Genomic DNA, 16,419 nt, shown 5'->3' with positions numbered 1-16,419 from the left:
GGATGCTGAATTACTTCCTCAAACGATTTCTGGGCGTAATACCGACGATGCTGCTCGTGGCAGTGTTGGTGTTCCTGTTCGTCCACCTGCTGCCTGGCGATCCGGCGCGGCTGGCCGCGGGCCCGGAAGCCGATCAGGCCACCGTCGAGCTGGTCCGCAAGGATCTTGGGCTCGACCGCCCGATGCACGAGCAGTTCGTGCGCTTCTTCACGAATGCCCTGCAGGGAGAGTTCGGTACGTCGCTGCGTTCCAAGCGCCCGGTTTCGCAGGAAATCGGCGAGCGCTTCCTGCCGACGCTGTACCTGACCCTCACGTCGATGGTCTGGGCGGTGATCTTCGGCATGACCATCGGCATCAGCTCGGCCGTGTGGCGCAACAAATGGCCCGACCGCCTGGGCATGACGCTGGCCGTATCGGGCATTTCGTTCCCGGCCTTCGCGCTGGGCATGCTGCTGATGGAGATTTTCTCGGTGCAGCTGGGCTGGCTGCCGTCGATCGGCGCCGATAGCTGGAAACACTACATCCTGCCGTCGCTGACGCTGGGCGCCGCGGTGGCCGCCGTGATGGCGCGCTTTACGCGGGCGTCGTTCATCGAGGTGCTGCAGGAAGACTTCGTGCGCACCGCGCGCGCCAAGGGCGTGCGCGAGACCGTGGTGGTCATCAAGCACGCGCTGCGCAACGCGATGATTCCGGTGGTGACGATGATGGGCCTGCAGTTCGGCTTCCTGCTGGGCGGCTCGATCCTGGTGGAGATGGTGTTCAACTGGCCGGGCCTTGGCCGCCTGCTGGTGGATGCCGTGGAGATGCGCGACTACCCCGTGATCCAGGCCGAAGTGCTGCTGTTCTCGCTGGAATTCATCCTGATCAATCTGGTGGTGGACCTGCTGTACACCGTGATCAACCCCACCATCCGCTACAAGTAAGGAGGCTGACATGACCGAGCTTTCCACGTCCGCCACCGCCACGCCGGCTTCGGCCCCCGAAGCCGTCCGCACGCCCTGGACCGAGTTCTGGCGCAAGTTCCGCAAGCAGCACCTGGCGCTGGTCGCCGGCGTCTTCGTGCTGCTGCTGGTGGTGATCGCCATCCTGGCGCCCCATATCGTGCCGTACGACCCGGAGAACTACTTCGACTACGACGCGCTGAACGCCGGCCCGTCGGCTGCCCACTGGATGGGGGTCGACTCGCTGGGCCGCGATATTTTCAGCCGCATCCTGGCCGGCACGCGGATCTCGCTGGCCGCCGGCGTGTTCTCGGTGGTCATCGGCGCCATCATCGGCACGCTGCTGGGGCTGCTGGCAGGCTATTACGAAGGCTGGTGGGACCGCATCGTCACGCGTATCTGCGACGTGCTGTTTGCCTTCCCCGGCATCCTGCTGGCCATCGCCATCGTCGCCATCCTCGGCAACGGCATGGTCAACGTGATCATGGCCGTGGCCGTGTTCAGCGTGCCGGCGTTTGCCCGCCTGGTGCGCGGCAACACGCTGATGCTCAAGCGCCTGACCTATGTGGAAGCGGCGCGCAGCATCGGGGCGTCCGACTGGACCATCCTGATGCGCCACATCCTGCCGGGCACCGTGTCGTCGATCGTGGTCTATTTCTCGATGCGGATCGGCACGTCGATCATCACGGCCGCCGGCCTGTCGTTCATCGGTCTCGGCGCGCAGCCGCCTACACCCGAGTGGGGCGCGATGCTGAGCCAGGCGCGCGCCGACATGGTTACCGCGCCACACGTGGCTATCTTCCCGAGCCTGGCGATTTTCCTGACCGTGCTGGCGTTCAACCTGCTGGGCGACGGCCTGCGCGACGCGCTGGACCCGAAGATCGACCGTCGCTGATTCCATGGCTAACGCTCCCCTCGTCGGCCGCCTGCCTGCCGGCCTGCGTAACGCCATTACCGACGTGGCCGGCGTCACGGTCGGCCACTGCACGCTGGCCGACGGTGCCTGCCAGACCGGCGCGACCGTGATCCGCCCGCACGCGGGCAATGTCTACACCGACAAGGTGCCGGCCGCCGCCACGGTCTTCAATGGCTTCGGCAAGAGCATCGGGCTGGTGCAGGTGGACGAACTCGGCGTGCTGGAAACGCCCATCGCGCTGACCAATACGTTCTCGGTAGGCGCACTCGCGCAGGCGCAGATCCGTCACGCGATTGCGGAGAATCCCGAGATTGGCCGCAAGTGGCCGACCGTCAATCCGCTGGTGTTCGAATGCAATGATGGCTATCTGAACGATATCCAGGCGATGGCCGTGCAGGGTCAGCACTACGACGCGGCGCTGGCCGCAGCGGGGCTGGACGTCGCGCAAGGTGCGATCGGCGCCGGGCGCGGCATGTCGTCGTTCGGGGCAAAGGGCGGTATCGGCACGGCGTCGCGCATGGCGGGCGCCTATACGGTCGGGGCCCTGGTGCTGTCGAACTTCGGCACGGCCGAATCTCTGATACTGGCGGGACGCCCGCTGGGCGCCGCACTCGACGCCCGGTTGAAGCAGATGGCCGAGCCCGAGAAGGGCTCGATCATCATGATCGTGGCGACCGACGCCCCGCTCGATGCACGCCAGCTGCGCCGCCTGTCGATGCGCGCCGGCACCGGACTGGCCCGGACCGGTTCCATCTACGGCCATGGCTCGGGCGACATCGCGCTGGCCTTTTCGACGGCCTATACCGTGCCCCACCTGGCGGACGCGCCGATGCCGGCCGTGCCCTTGTTGCATGAGTCGAAGCTGGACCCGCTGTTCCGCGCCGCGGCCGACAGCGTCGAGCAGGCCATCGTCCATGCGCTCTGGCACGCCGAGACCGTTCAGGGCCGCGACGGCCACACCCGCCGCGCGCTGCGTGAACTGCTGCAAGACCTGCTGTAGAGCCTGAATCCATGAAGATCCTGATTTCCGCTGATATCGAGGGCGTGGCCGGCGTATTCCACGCCGAGCAGACGCGTGCCGGCAATGGCGAATACGAGCGCGCCCGCGCCTGGATGACCGCCGAGGCCAACGCGGCCGTACAAGGTGCGTTCGCCGGCGGCGCCACCGAAGTGCTGGTCAACGATTCGCACGGCGGCTTTCGGAACCTGCTGCCCGACCAGATCGACCCGCGCGCCCAGCTGGTGCTGGGCAAGCCCCGCTACCTGAGCATGATGGCCGGCGTCGAGCAGGAATGCGACGGCGTGTTCATGATCGGGTACCACGGTCGCGCCCAGAGCCGAGGCGTGCTGGCCCATACCATCAACAGCGGCGCGTTCGCACGGGTGTGGTTCAACGGGCTGGAACTGGGCGAAGCCGGCATCTACGCCGCGCTGGCTGGTGAATTCGACGTCCCCGTGCTGATGGCAAGCGGCGACGACGTCTTCATCGCCGAAACCCGGCCGCTGATGCCGTGGGTGCGCTACGTACAGACCAAAACCGCAGGCGGGCAGGGTAGCGGTACGACCCTGTCACCGGCCGCCGCCCGCGAGGCCATCGCCACGGCGGCGGAAGCCGTCACCCGCCAGGCCATCGCCCACCCCGAAGCCCGCTGCTTCGAGCTGTCCGGGCCGGTGACCTGCCGCCTGCAGACCCAAACCACGGCGCACGCCGACCTGTTCTGCCAATGGCCAACCTTCGAGCGTGTGGACGGCGTAACGCTGTCGTTCACGGCCCCAACCGTGCAGGCGGCGGTGCGGATGTTGAATTGCTGTTCGGCCATGGCGTTCATGTTGAAGTAAGGGATGAGGAAAGTGGGACAATAGCGCCCGATTTCCCCACCAGTACTGCCTCATGACCCCAACCCTGCCCGGGAGCTGGATTCCCGTTCGCAAGGATTTTGTCGATCCGTCCGCCACCCGCTGCCACGCGCGCAGCGCCCTGGGTGGCCGGCATCATGGCTTTCCGGACGGCCATGCCTGGATCCTGCGCGGTCCGGATGGTCACGAATACCCGTTTGGCCTGGAATGTGCGCGCGCCGCGCTGGCCGTGCCCGGCATGCTCGACCAGGTGCCCGACTACACCGAGCGCGATGCGGTCAAGCGCGTGGATGCCGCGTTTGCCGATCTGCCGCGCCGCAAGCCCACGGCAGCCGAGCTGGAACTGCAGCGCCGCAATTTCGCCACGCGATATGTGGTGCTGCGCATGGAGAAGGTGGCCGGCGTGCCGCGCGTACAGCCGACCGTGCGGTTTCCCGCGCTGGAAGGGCTGTATCAGCAGATCGTGGCCGGACGGCCACTGTCGCACGCGCAGGTGCAGCGCGTGCTGGCAATCGAGCGTGGCGCGGCCACGCCGCCAAAGCTCAAGGCGCTGAACCTGCTCGATGTCTACACGGCGCACGTCAAGCTGCAATGGTTGACGGCCAGCGCCAATCGCGAAGATCGCATACGTTTTCTGCGCAGCCTGCATGACTGGCTGGCCAGACATCTGGTGCTGTCGGCCGCGCAGATCGAGGCGGCGGGCATTGTCATGCATCCGCACGCGTTCCGTTCCGCCTGGCCGAAGGAAGGCGAACCGGGCGGCCCTGGCGAACTGTTCTGAAGCGGTTCGGCGCGCATCGCGCATGACGCTGGCATCGGACGGGCGATTGGCGTTACATTGGGCGTACCTTCACCCGGCCCAGGCCTACTCCCCGCCATGCCTGCCAGTCCGACGTCGGCCGTTGCGCGCCAGTTCGCGCGCAGCTATGCCGAAGCCCGCCAGAAGTTCATCGATGCCGCTCATGGTTGCGGCGCCACCCTGACCGAGTTTCCCCACCCGACCGAAGTTGGGCGTGACGGCGAGACGCTGGCCATCGACGTCGCCTGGCTCGGGGCATCCGACACGACACGCGTGCTGATGGTGACATCGGGCACCCACGGCGCCGAGGGCTTCTGCGGATCGGGCGCCCAGGTAGCCATGCTGCACGATACCGGACTGCATGCCGATTGCCGCCGCGCCGGTTGGGCACTGATGCTCGTGCATGCGGTGAACCCCTACGGGTTCTCGCACTTGCGCCGCGTCAACGAGGACAACGTCGACCTGAATCGTAATTTCATGGATTTCGACCGGCCGCTGCCGTTGAATCCGGCCTATGCCGAAGTGGCGCCGCTGCTGCTGCCGGTGCAATGGCCGCCGTCCTGCGACGAACACACCGCGCTGATGAAGGCCGTGGCCCAGAAGGGGATGGACTGGTATCAGGCCGCCGTCAGCGCCGGCCAGTACCAGGATGCCGCCGGCATGTTCTTTGGCGGCCAGAAGTCCACGTGGAGCAACTACACGCTGCGGCGCATCCTGGCCCGGTTCGGCGCGGGCCGCACCGTGCTGCGCTGGATCGACGTGCATACGGGCCTGGGCCCGTGGGGCTATGGCGAACCGATCTACATGGGGCCGGACGCACCGGAGCAACTGGGCAAGGCGCGGGCGATCTGGGGCGGCAGCGTCACATCGATCTACGACGGGTCGTCCACGTCGGCCAATCTCACCGGCCTGGCCTGGCAGGCAGTGCCGCAGACCCTGCCATCGATCGACTATGCTGGCATAGCACTCGAATTCGGCACGTTGCCGCTGGCCGAAGTGCTGGATGCCTTGCGCGGCGATCACTGGCTGCATGTGCATCCGGAGGCGGACGAAAACCAGCGGGCGCTGATCAAGCAGACGGTATGGAAAGCGTTCTACGGCGATACCGACGACTGGCGCGAGGGCGTGGTGGCACAGGTGACCGAAGCCGTGCGCAAGGCCCTGGTCACTGCGGTGTAGGCACCCCCTCTAGCCGCCGCATCTTTCACCCACCTTTCAGCGTCCATTCGCTGGCGCTGATACCCGGTATTGCCGTTACCCGGTTGAAGCCACCGCCGCTGTCGCCCGACAATCGCACGCGGCGCGCGCTGTCGTTCCGTGGTTGCCATGTGCCTGCGACCGCGCGCCCAGACAGTACAGCAAAAACAAAAGGCATCGTTGCCCAGCCCCACATCCTCATCCGCCCCCGGCCGCAGCGGGCGGGCAGTTTCCGTGTGGTCCACATCGTGGTCCGGCCAGACTGGCCGGCTGGCAGCGTTCGCCTGTCCTGAGAAATTCCCATGCCCAGCTTCAACCCTTCGCGCCGTACGTTCCTGAAGACGAGCGTCGTGGCCGGGGTATCGGTTTGCATCGTGCCGCTTGCGGACAAGGCGGCCCTGGCCGCGCTGTTCGAAGACAGGCACCTGACGCCGGTGCAAACCGATCCCGCCACCGGCGCGCCGCGATTCCGTATCGACGGCATCGCCAAGGTCACCGGACAAAAGGTCTTTGCGCGCGATATCCGCGCCAAGGACATGCCACACTGGCCCGCCCAGCAATCGCACGCGTTTATCGTGCGCGCCACCCGGGCCGACCGCACCTTCGACGGCATCGACCTGAGCCTGCTCGGCGATGACCTGAAGCCCGACGTGGTCGTGACCGCCGCCGAACTGGAACGTGACGGTGTGAGCTTTCCGAAGTTCTATGGCGACGACATGCTGCTGCCCGCCGGCAAGACTCCGGCCTATCTGGGCCATGCCGTGGCGATCCTGATCTACCACGATTTCGCGCGCTTCCGTTTTGCCAAGGACAAGCTCAAGTTCCAGGACGGCATCGTGCGCTACGGCGCCCAGACCGGTGCGCTGGAACGCGATCCATGGGGCACGTTCCGCTTCGTGCGCGTGGGCGGTGCCACGCCGTTCGACGACGATGTGTTTTCCAGCCTCAAGAACGCGCCGGTCTTCCCGAGCGGCATGCGCAAGCACCTGCCGGTCTGGCCCGATGGCAAGGACCACGGCCAGCTGGGCGAGCAGGGCATGGCCCACGCCGGCAACATCCGCGATGAACTCGCCAGGCCGCCGGCCAACTGGCTGGTGCTCGACCGCGAGTACCACACGCAGTCCATCGACACCGCTGCGCTGGAGGCCGACAACGCCAACTGCTGGTACGACCGCGACAGCCAGACGCTGCATCTGGTGGTGCCAACCCAGTCGCCATCCGAAGTGGGCGAGTCGGCGGCTGAATTGCTGGCGCGCTGCAAGGCGGCCTTTCCTGTTGCAAAAGTGATCCTTCATCCTACCTACACGGTGGGCTACGGTTCGAAGGACCACTACAACTTCCCGTTCTACGGCCTGGTCACGGCGCTGTATGCGGGCGGAAAGCCGGTGCGGCTGGCGAACGACCGGTACGAGCAGTTCCAGACCTCGATCAAGCGCCACGCGTTCACGATGCGCTATCGCATCGGCGTGGACCGCCAGACGGGGCTGTTCCAGTCGTTCCAGGGCGACCTGGAGTGCAACGGCGGCGGCCGGATGAACTTCTCGCCGTCGGTTGCCATGGTGGGTGCCACGGCGGCGCAGTCGATCTATTACTTCCCGAAGAACGACCTGACGTCGGTGGCGATTGCCTCGCGCGCCATCGATGCGGGGTCCGCGCGCGGCTACGGCACGCTGCAGAGCATGGCCGCCACCGAAATGATGGTCGACGAGTTTGCCGAGCAGCTCAAGCTCGACCCGATCGACTTCCGCCTGAAGAACGCGCTGCGCTCGGGCATGAAGAACACGCAGGGTGCGATTCCGGCCGGCGCCATCCGCGTGGACGAGGTGCTGGAAGCGGCGCGTAAGCATCCGCTGTGGACGGGCCGTGCCACGAAAAAGGTTGCGTACGAGGCCGCCAATCCGGGCCATCGCTACGGGGTGGGCTTTGCCTGCGTGCAGAAGGATTTCGGCACTGGCGCCGACCATCGTTCGCTCGCGTGGAGATCGACGCGGACGGCAGGATTTCGCTGCATCACTCGGGCGCCGAAATCGGCACGGGCATGTCGACGTCGCAGGCGGTGGCGGTGGCGCGCTGGCTGGGCCATGCCGCCACGCAGGTCAATACGTCGGTCACGGACTGGCCCGAGTTACCCGTGGTGACCAGCGGCGACCCGTATCTGATGAGCCAGGCCGACCAGGACAAGCTGTCGCAGAACCCGCGCTGGTCGCCGGGCTATGCGTCGCCGGCCAGCGCCACGAATTCGGCGTATTACTTCACCCACAGCACGCGAGAAGCGGCGCGCGTGGTGTTCATGCACGGCCTGTGGCCGGCCGCGATGGCGATCTGGAGCCAGGGCATCGGCGGCGGCCAGGTCACGTCGCTGGTGGTGCGCGTGGAAGATGCGCGCTGGGTGGACGGCAAGCTCAGCGCCGGCGGCCTGCAGGCGCTGCCGTTCGCGCAGATCGTCAGGAAGGCGCACGAACTGGGCCTGGTGACCGGCGCCACGGTACACGTGTTCAACCGCTGGCAGTGGACCGAGGCCGATTTCGTGGTCAACGGCCAGGCCGTGCGGCTGCCCGTGGACGGGCTGTCGGTGCGGCTGGGCAACGGCAACGCCGGCGGCAAGGCGGCTACGAAGGAGACCACGAAGGAGGCCACCAACGGCTACGACGTGCTTGATCGCCGCAAGGTGTACATCGCCCCGGTGCAGCGCAACAACGCGGCAGTCACGTACTACAGCGCGGTGGGCACGCTGGTGGAACTGTCCGTGCACGAGGCCAGCGGCAAGGTCAGCATCCTGAAGCACCACTCGATCATGGAGTGCGGCACGCAGATTTCGCCTGACCTGGTGTCGGGGCAGCTGCAGGGCGGCCTGGCGATGGGCATCGGCCACGCGCTGCACGAATACCTGCCGCTGTACGAGGACGGGCCGGGTAACGGCACGTGGAATTTCAACCGCTACCACTTGCCGCGCGCCAGCGACGTGGCCGTGTGGGCCCAGACCGGCACCGTGCTGCCGCCGGTCAGCGAGACCGACCCGCCCAAGGGCATCGCCGAGGTGGTGATGATTCCGGTGGTGGGCGCCATCGTCAACGGCATCGCGCACGCGATTGGCCATCGATTCACCGATCTGCCGGTGACACCCGCAAAGATTCAGGAGGTACTGGCATGATCGCCACGCAACCGTTGTCTCTCCATCTCAACGGCAAGGATGTCGGCCCGGTCGACGTGCCGGTCGGTCTGATGATGATCGACTTCCTTCACGAATACATGAACCTGACCGGCTCGCGGCTGGGCTGCGGCCAGGGCGTCTGCCACGCGTGCGTGGCTATCCTGGACCATCCGGACGGCACCAGCGAGACGATCCGCACCTGCATCACGGGCGCGCATTTCTTCCAGGGCAAGAAGGTGCGCACCGTGGAAGCCCACGGCAAGCGCAACGAGCAGGGCGAGGTGGTGGAAGTCACCCCGGTCCAGCAGGCCTACCTGGACCATTTCAGCTTCCAGTGCGGCTACTGCACGCCGGGCTTCGTCAATGGCGCCACGGTGCTGGTGGAAAGCCTCAAGCGCAAGCCGGTAGCCGAAGCCAAAGTCGAGGAAACCATCACCAGGGCGCTGGACGGGCACATCTGCCGATGCACGGGCTATGTGCGCTACTACGAGGCGGTCAAGGACGTGGTGATGAACACGCCCGGCTGTGTCGTGAAGGGGCGCGCGGCATGATGACGCATCCACGATGGTTTGCCGCGCTGGCGGCATCGGCCACGCTGACGCTGGCCGGATGTGGCGCGGGCACGCCCGATATTCCGCCGGCCGCCGACCAGGCGCCGACGACCAAGCTGTCTGCCGCCGAGCAGATCGAACGCGGCCGCTACCTGGTGCGGGCGGCCGACTGCGCGGCCTGCCACACGGCGCCCAATGGCGCGCCGTTTGCCGGGGGCTACGAACTGGCCTCGCCGTTCGGCAAGTTCTACGGCACCAATATCACGCCGGACAAGGACCACGGCATCGGCAAGTGGAGCGCCGAAGACTTCTACAAGGCGCTGCACGATGGCGTGTCGCCGGACAAGCATCTGTATCCGTCCATGCCGTATACGTCGTATCGCGGCCTGTCGCGCGCCGATACCGATGCCATGTACGCGTACCTGATGCAGCAGGTGAAGCCGGCCGCGGTGCCCAATCGCCCGCATGACCTCAGCTTCCCGTACAACATCCGGCTGGCGATGATCGGCTGGAACCTGCTGTTCCGGGACGACAAGCTGCCCGATGCGTCGCAGGGCGAGTCGCCGGCATGGATCCGCGGCCGCTACCTGAGCAATGCGCTCGGCCACTGCGCCGAATGCCATACCCCACGGGGCAAGTTCGGCCAGATGGATGGCGCGCGGCCGCTCAAGGGCGAGGTGCTGGCGCGTATCGGCGCACCCGATATCTCGCCGCAGGGGCTGGCTGCGCGCGGCTGGACCGATGCCGACCTGCAGACGTTCTTCCGCACCGGTATCGCACCACAGGGCTCGGCATTCGGCGAGATGTACCCGGTTGTCCATCTCAGCAGCCAGTACCTGAAGCCGGCCGATGTGGCCGCCATGACCACCTACCTGCTGGGCGACAAGCCGCTGGCGCCGGTGCCGCTCAAGCCCGTCAATGCCGATGCGCAGGTGATGGCAGCGGGCCGCCAGCATTACCTGGCGGTCTGCGCCGGCTGCCATGGCCGCGAGGGAGAGGGCAAGCCGCATGTGGCGGTGGCGATGCTCGGCAATTCGTCGGTGCGTAACGCGGACCCGCGCAACCTGATCGTGTCGATGCTCGACGGCATCGAGCGCCAGGACTTCCCGGGGCTGGAGAGCATGCAGGAGATGCCGGGGTTTGCCGCGCGCCTCACCGATGCCGACATGGCGGCACTGACCAACTACCTGCGGGCAACCTATGGCGGCCAGCCGGCCGACGTCACGCCCGACAAGGTCAAGGCGCTGCGTGCCAGCGACCCGGCGCACGCGCACTGACCGGCAGCCACCAGGGCCGCCTCCGCGTCCGGCCTAAATGTCGGCGCCGCTTTCCTCGATCAGCCATTGACGGAACGCGCGCGCCGCCGCCGGTTCGGCGCGGTCGCGCGGCCAGACCACGTAGTACCCACCGCCCAGCGACGCACTGGCGTCGCAGGCGCGCACCAGCAGGCCCGCCGCCAGGCAGCGGTCGATCATATGGCGCCACGCCAGCACGATGCCCTGGCCTTCGATAGCCATCTGCACCAGCACGGGATAGGTATTGGCAACCAGCTCGCGTTCGAAGCGGGTTTCGCGCAGGCCATTGCGCGCGAACCAGGCCGGCCACGACATCCAGATGCGCTGGGCATCCTCCAGCACCAGCAGCGATTCCTTCGGCAGATCCGAGACCTTCAGCGCGCGGCCGCCCAGGTACGACGGCGCGCAGACCGGAAAGACTTCCTCGTCGTAGAGCCGTTGCGCGGCAATGCCGCTGGGCGCGCCTTCGCGCAGGTAATACAGGCCGACATCGAAATCGGTGCCGGACAGCGACGCCAGGCTGTCGTTGACCACCAATCGCACATGGAAGTCCGGATGCCGGGCCCGGAACGCCGCCAGTCGCGGCGTGAGCCAGAGCACCGCCACGCCGGACGAGCAGGCCACGGTCAGCTCGACCTGGCCCTTGCGTTTCATCACGTCCTCGGTGGCTTCGGCGCAGCGCACCAGCAGCCGCTGCACCTGCTCGGCGTATTGCTGGCCGCTGACGGTCAGCCGCAGCGCGCGCGGCTCTCGCACGAACAGCTTCTTGCCCAGGAATCGCTCAAGCTGGGCCACCTGGCGGCTGATGGCGCTTTGCGTGAGATGGAGTTCGGCCGCGGCCTTGGTGAAGCTGCCATGGCGCATCGCGGATTCGAACGCGACCAGGCAGGGCAATGGGGGCAGGGGGGTGATGCGCATGGGGGCAGGCGTCTTGTTGGCAGGTGTTGCTGCCAATAATAGACGCAAGCCTTATGCCAGAGGGGATGTGGGTTGTTTCCGCTCTCCGTTCATGGGCGCGGGAGGAGGAGAGGGCCAGCGTCTCAAGACGCGAGGGCCTCGATTTGAACGGCCGTGCCCTCTCCCCCAACCCCTCTCCCGCAGGCGGGAGAGGGGAGCAAACCGCTGGCGGCTGTTTGGCCTATGGTCGTCTCCACTGTCCCATCCATCGGAAAGGGTGAGCAAGCCGTGGGGGGCTGATTGGCCTGTGGTTGTCTCCGCTCTCTGGTCCATGCGAGAGGGGAGCAAACCGTTGGCGGCTGATTTGCCCATGGTCGTCTCCACTCTCCCATCCATCGGAAAGGGTGAGCAAGCCGTGGGGAGCTGATTGGCCTGTGGTTGTCTCCGCGCTCTGGTCCATGCGAGAAGGGAGCAAACCGTTGGCGGCTGATTTGCCCATGGTCGTCTCCCCTCTCCCATTTATGGGAGAGGGGCGGGGGAGAGGGCGAGCCTGTCGTGGCCTTACGCCGTGTGGATCTTGCCCGCCTGCATCACCAGTTCGATGCGCGATGCCGGCCCGGCCAGTACTTCGATGTCCTGCAGCGGGTTGCCGTTGACCACCAGAACGTCGGCAATTGCGCCGGCCTTGATCACGCCAAGCTCGTCGTCGCGCTGCAGGATTTCCGCGGCGATCGACGTGGCGGAGCGCACCGCTTCCGCGTTGCCCAGCAGTTCGGCGCGGATGCGGAACTCCTCGGACTGGTACTGGTGCATCTCGCCCAGCAGGTCGGACCCGAAGCCCATCGGCACGCCGGCTTCGGCGTAGATCGCCAGCGAATCGCGCCCGGCCTGGCGCACGGTTTCGATCTTGGCGACGGAGTCGGCCGGCAGGCCAAGGCGGGCACCATCGCGGGCCAGGGCGTCGTAGGTGATCAGCGTCGGCACCACATAGGCGCCGTGCTCGCGCATCACGCGGGCGGCTGCCGCATCCACGAGGTTGCCGTGCTCGATGGTACGCACGCCGCAGCGGATGGCGCGGGTGATCGCCCGGCCCGTGTAGGCGTGGGCCATCACGTAGGTCTGCGCGGCCTCGGCCTCGGCCACGATGGCGCGGATCTCGTCCTCGCTGTACTGGGTGTTGCCGATCGGGTCGGTGGGCGACGCCACGCCACCCGATGCCATGATCTTGATCTGCGTGGCGCCTTTCTGGATTTCCTCGCGCACGGCCAGGCGCACCGCGTCCACGCCGTCGGCCACGCGGGCGATGGCACCGGCCCGGAATGCGCACGAGCATGGCTCCAGCGTGTCGGAGCGTGGCCGGAAGTCGCCATGTCCGCCGGTCTGCGACAGTGCCTTGCCCGACGGGAAGATGCGCGGCCCCGGGATCAGACCCGTAGCCACGGCCTGCGACAGGCCCCAGTCGGCGCCACCGGCATCGCGCACCGTGGTGAAGCCACGTTCGAGCATGCCGCGCATGATGGGCATGGCGCGGAAGGCCACCAGCACGTTGGGCTGCACCGCGTTCAGGCCCAGGTTTGCCAGCGATGCCAGCACGTGCACGTGCAGGTCGATCAGGCCCGGCATCACGGTCTTGCCGGTCACGTCGATGACCTTGGCCTGTGGCGCGTGGATCGGAGAGGCGCTGACGTCGACGATACGCTCGCCGTCGATCAGCACATCATGGCGCGGCAGCAGGGCGCCGCGAACGGGGTCGAGGACGTTGCCGCCCTGGAGCAGAATCTGGGTCATCGTGGGGTACGTCTGGACGACGGGTTACTTCGATTGCAGGTAGGCGGGTTCGCGCACCAGGCGCGTGCCGCAGAAGCTGATGGCGGCCGCGATCATCACGTAGATGGCCGGGGCCATGGTGCTGCCCGTGCTGGCGATCAGCCACGTGATAAAGAACGACGCAAAGCCGCCGAAGATCGTCACGGCCAGGTTGTAGGCCACCGACAGGCCGGTGGACAGCACCTTGGCCGGGAACAGTTCGGCAAACGCGGCCAGGATCGGGCCCGTGTAGGCGGCGATCAGCACGCCGAACACGATCTGGAACACCAGCAGCGAGCCCAGGCCCGGCGCGTGGTTGATATAGGCGAACATCGGCCAGGCCAGCACGAAGATCAGCGCGGCGGCGCCCGACAGCAGGCCACGGCGGCCCATGCGGTCGGCCATCCTGCCGACGATGGGGGCGAACACCATGATCGCCAGGCCACCGGCCATGCCGGCGACAAAGCCGGTGGATTGCGGCACCTTGAGCACCTTGACGGCGTAGGTCGGCATGTAGAACAGCAGCACGTAGGTGCAGACCGTCCATAGGATCACCATCGAGAAGCTGGCGGCGGTCTGGCGCGGGTAGTCGCGCAGCACTTCCTTGAGCGGCGAGTCGGTCTTGTCGGTGGTGGCCTGGAAGGTTGGGGTCTCGTCGAGGTTGTGACGGATATAGAAGCCGACCGGGCCGATGATCATGCCGATCAGGAACGGCAGGCGCCAGCCCCAGCTATTGAGCGCCTCGGGGCTCAGCGTGGCGGTGACGAAGGTGCCCACGGCGGCGCCCAGCAGCACGGCCACGCCGATACTGGCCTGGATCCAGCTCGAATAGTAGGCACGCTGGCGCTCGGGTGCGTATTCGGTCAGGAACGCGGTGGCGCCGCCCATTTCGCCGCCGGCGGAAAAGCCTTGCATCAGGCGCGCGATCACGATCAGCATCGGGGCAAACACGCCGATCTGGTCGTAGGTGGGCGCGATGCCGATCAGCGTGGTGCCGGCGGCCATCAGCAGGATGGTCAGCGACAGCGCCGCCTTGCGGCCCACGCGGTCGGCGTAGACGCCCAGGATGATGCCGCCCACGGGCCGCATGAAGAAGCCCACGCCGAACGTGGCCACGGCCAGCAGCAGCGAAGACAGGTCGTTTCCGGTGGGGAAGAACAGTTTGGCGATGATCACGGCGAAGAAGCTGTACACCGTGAAGTCGAACCATTCGAGGCCGTTGCCGATCACCGTGGCGATGATGGCGCGGCGGCGTTGACTGGCCCCGATCTGGGGCGCGGTCTCCGCAAAGGCGGGGGCGCTGGCTTGCATGTCTCTCTCTCCCTGTTTGGCAGAACGCTGGGAAGCCCTTTTATGACAGGCTCTGGCCGATGGTAGGGGCGTCGCGGTGACCGGAGAAACGAAATCTGCGCATGCAGGCATGACGCCAGCGCATGCGTGGCCTGCGCTGGCGTCGGGCTTGCCATGGTTTATGCCGTGCTGTTGACGCGTGTCAGCGCCCCCGTCACGCCGTGCGCGCACAGCAATTCCAGCTGTGCGGCCACTGTATCGATGAAGATCGTCGATTGCGCCAGGTCGCCAAACACGGGCGCAAAGCCGGCGACGGTCCGCACGCGGGCCTGTTCGCGTGTGCGGGCATCGAACAGTTTTTCGGTCTGGCGCGCGGCATCGGCCATCACGGCGGCCAGCGGCTGCGCCAGCGGGTCTTCGATCGGGAAGGCATTGCCGGCCTCGTCGTAGCCGCGCAGGAAGTGCAGCCAGGCGGCCACGCCCAGCGCCAGGCGCGCAAATGGCTGGCCGGCCGCAAGGCGGTCGCGGATCGGCGCCAGCAGGCGCTGTGGAATCTTCTGGGACCCGTCCATGGCGATCTGGCGCGTGCGATGCCCCAGCGCCGGATTGGTAAAACGCGGCAGCAGGCTGGCCCGATAGGCATCCACGTCGAGCCCCGGCAGCGGTGGCAGCGTGGGCTGCGTCTCGCGTTCCATGGTCTCCGAGATAAACGCATGCACGGCGGGCTGGGCGATCACGCGGTCGGTGGTGGGCCACCCCGCCAGCACGCCCATGTACGCCATCATCGACTGGCTGCCGTTGACCAGCCGGTGCTTGAGCACCTCGAACGGCCGGGCCTCGGCCACGAACTGCGCGCCGCCGGCCTCCCAGCGGGGGCGGCCCGCCGCGAAGCGATCCTCGATCACCCACTGGAAGAACGGCTCGCCCACCACGGGCCATGCGTCGTACAGGCCCAGCGCCGCCGACACATGCGCCACATCGTCGATGGTGGTCTTGGGCACGATGCGGTCCACCATCGTGTTTGGAAAGGTGCAGCGCGCCGCCACCCAGTCGTGCAGGGCCGGATCGATCTCGGCGCAGTACGCCAGCAGCACGCGGCGCAGCGTATCGCCGTTGCTGGCCAGGTTGTCGCAGGACAGCAGCGTGACCGGCCCCAGGCCGCGCTCCATGCGCCGCTGCAGGCCCAGCGCCAGGTAGCCGATGGCGGTGACGGGGTGCGACACGCCGGACAGGTCCTCGACGATGTCGCGGTCGGCCCGGTTCAGTTCGCCCGTGGCCGGATCGTGGCAGTAGCCCTTTTCGGTGACGGTCAGGCTGATGATGTGGGTGTCGCGATGGGCGATGCGGTCGAGCACGATCTCGGGATCTTCCTCGGCCACCAGCACACCCAGCACGGCGCCGATCACCTGCAGCGTTTCAGCGGTGGCGCTGCGCAGGGCCAGCGTGTACAGGCTTTCCTGCGGCTTGAGGGCATCGCGCGTGTCGGGCCGGCGCAGCGACACGCCGATGATGCCCCAGCGCTGCCCCTCGTCGCCCATGGCCTCGATGGCGGCTTCGGTGATCTCGGCCTGGTGGCCGCGATGGAAGGCGCCGATCCCCAGGTGAACAATGCCCGCGCGCAGGGTGTCGCGCGCGTACCCGGGACGCCGCACATGGGGCGGCAACGCGCCAAGCCGGGCAGGATGCAGACGCGGCAACTGTTCGATATCGCTCATCGTG

At 67.1% G+C, this 16,419-nt stretch carries 12 protein-coding genes and 1 pseudogene; 9 read left to right on the top strand and 4 right to left on the bottom strand.

The genetic code is table 11. The features are described 5' to 3' along the window. Window positions 1–2 precede the first annotated feature (2 nt). The 9 genes and pseudogenes from gsiC to ACOABP_RS00985 all read left to right on the top strand — a co-directional run bounded on the left by gsiC (window position 3) and on the right by ACOABP_RS00985 (window position 10,689). Entirely contained in the window at window positions 3–923 is a 921-nt protein-coding gene (gsiC, locus tag ACOABP_RS01025) for a glutathione ABC transporter permease GsiC (protein ID WP_474226596.1), read from the top strand. A gap of 10 nt (window positions 924–933) precedes the next feature. Further along, window positions 934–1,836: a glutathione ABC transporter permease GsiD gene (gene gsiD, locus ACOABP_RS01020; protein ID WP_474226595.1), complete on the top strand. Its 903-nt coding sequence runs from the start codon at window positions 934–936 to the stop codon at window positions 1,834–1,836. A gap of 4 nt (window positions 1,837–1,840) precedes the next feature. Then, window positions 1,841–2,857 (top strand): DmpA family aminopeptidase, encoded by a 1,017-nt coding sequence (locus tag ACOABP_RS01015; protein ID WP_474226594.1) that lies wholly within the window; start codon window positions 1,841–1,843, stop codon window positions 2,855–2,857. Window positions 2,858–2,868: 11 nt separating this feature from the next. Beyond that, a complete protein-coding gene (locus ACOABP_RS01010; RefSeq protein WP_474226593.1) occupies window positions 2,869–3,696 on the top strand; it encodes a M55 family metallopeptidase in 828 nt (275 codons plus the stop codon). Between the two features lie 52 nt (window positions 3,697–3,748). Next, window positions 3,749–4,495, top strand: a complete 747-nt coding sequence (locus tag ACOABP_RS01005) for a hypothetical protein (protein ID WP_474226592.1) — start codon at window positions 3,749–3,751, stop codon at window positions 4,493–4,495. Window positions 4,496–4,591: 96 nt separating this feature from the next. Next, on the top strand, window positions 4,592–5,692 hold the full coding sequence (locus ACOABP_RS01000) for a M14 family metallopeptidase (protein ID WP_474226591.1): 1,101 nt from the start codon (window positions 4,592–4,594) through the stop codon (window positions 5,690–5,692). Between the two features lie 320 nt (window positions 5,693–6,012). Beyond that, window positions 6,013–8,861: pseudogene (locus tag ACOABP_RS00995) on the top strand (xanthine dehydrogenase family protein molybdopterin-binding subunit). Then, window positions 8,858–9,412, top strand: coding sequence for a (2Fe-2S)-binding protein (locus ACOABP_RS00990; protein WP_474226590.1), 555 nt, complete (start codon window positions 8,858–8,860; stop codon window positions 9,410–9,412). The pseudogene ACOABP_RS00995 and the gene ACOABP_RS00990 overlap by 4 nt, the downstream one beginning before the upstream one ends. Further along, the gene (locus tag ACOABP_RS00985; protein WP_474227879.1) at window positions 9,412–10,689 is read left to right on the top strand and encodes a c-type cytochrome; all 1,278 of its coding nucleotides are present in this window, start codon (window positions 9,412–9,414) and stop codon (window positions 10,687–10,689) included. The genes ACOABP_RS00990 and ACOABP_RS00985 overlap by 1 nt, the downstream gene beginning before the upstream one ends. Before the next feature lie 33 nt (window positions 10,690–10,722). On the opposite strand, the gene ACOABP_RS00980 is transcribed toward ACOABP_RS00985, so the two are convergent. From ACOABP_RS00980 to ACOABP_RS00965, 4 genes are all read right to left on the bottom strand, one after another. Next, complete coding sequence (locus tag ACOABP_RS00980) at window positions 10,723–11,625, bottom strand: LysR substrate-binding domain-containing protein (RefSeq protein ID WP_474226589.1); 903 nt, start codon at window positions 11,623–11,625, stop codon at window positions 10,723–10,725. A gap of 540 nt (window positions 11,626–12,165) precedes the next feature. Beyond that, window positions 12,166–13,392 carry a metal-dependent hydrolase family protein gene (locus tag ACOABP_RS00975; RefSeq protein WP_474226588.1) on the bottom strand — a complete coding sequence of 409 codons (1,227 nt, stop codon included), beginning with the start codon at window positions 13,390–13,392 and terminating at the stop codon, window positions 12,166–12,168. A gap of 24 nt (window positions 13,393–13,416) precedes the next feature. Continuing rightward, the gene (locus tag ACOABP_RS00970) at window positions 13,417–14,721 is read right to left on the bottom strand and encodes an MFS transporter (protein ID WP_474226587.1); all 1,305 of its coding nucleotides are present in this window, start codon (window positions 14,719–14,721) and stop codon (window positions 13,417–13,419) included. A gap of 158 nt (window positions 14,722–14,879) precedes the next feature. After that, window positions 14,880–16,415, bottom strand: a complete 1,536-nt coding sequence (locus ACOABP_RS00965) for a mannitol dehydrogenase family protein (RefSeq protein WP_474226586.1) — start codon at window positions 16,413–16,415, stop codon at window positions 14,880–14,882. Window positions 16,416–16,419 lie beyond the last annotated feature (4 nt).

The organism is Cupriavidus sp. HE11 (assembly GCF_056097175.1).
The sequence above is the reverse complement of the archived record's forward strand: the minus strand, read 5'-3'. Positions and strand labels throughout refer to the sequence as shown.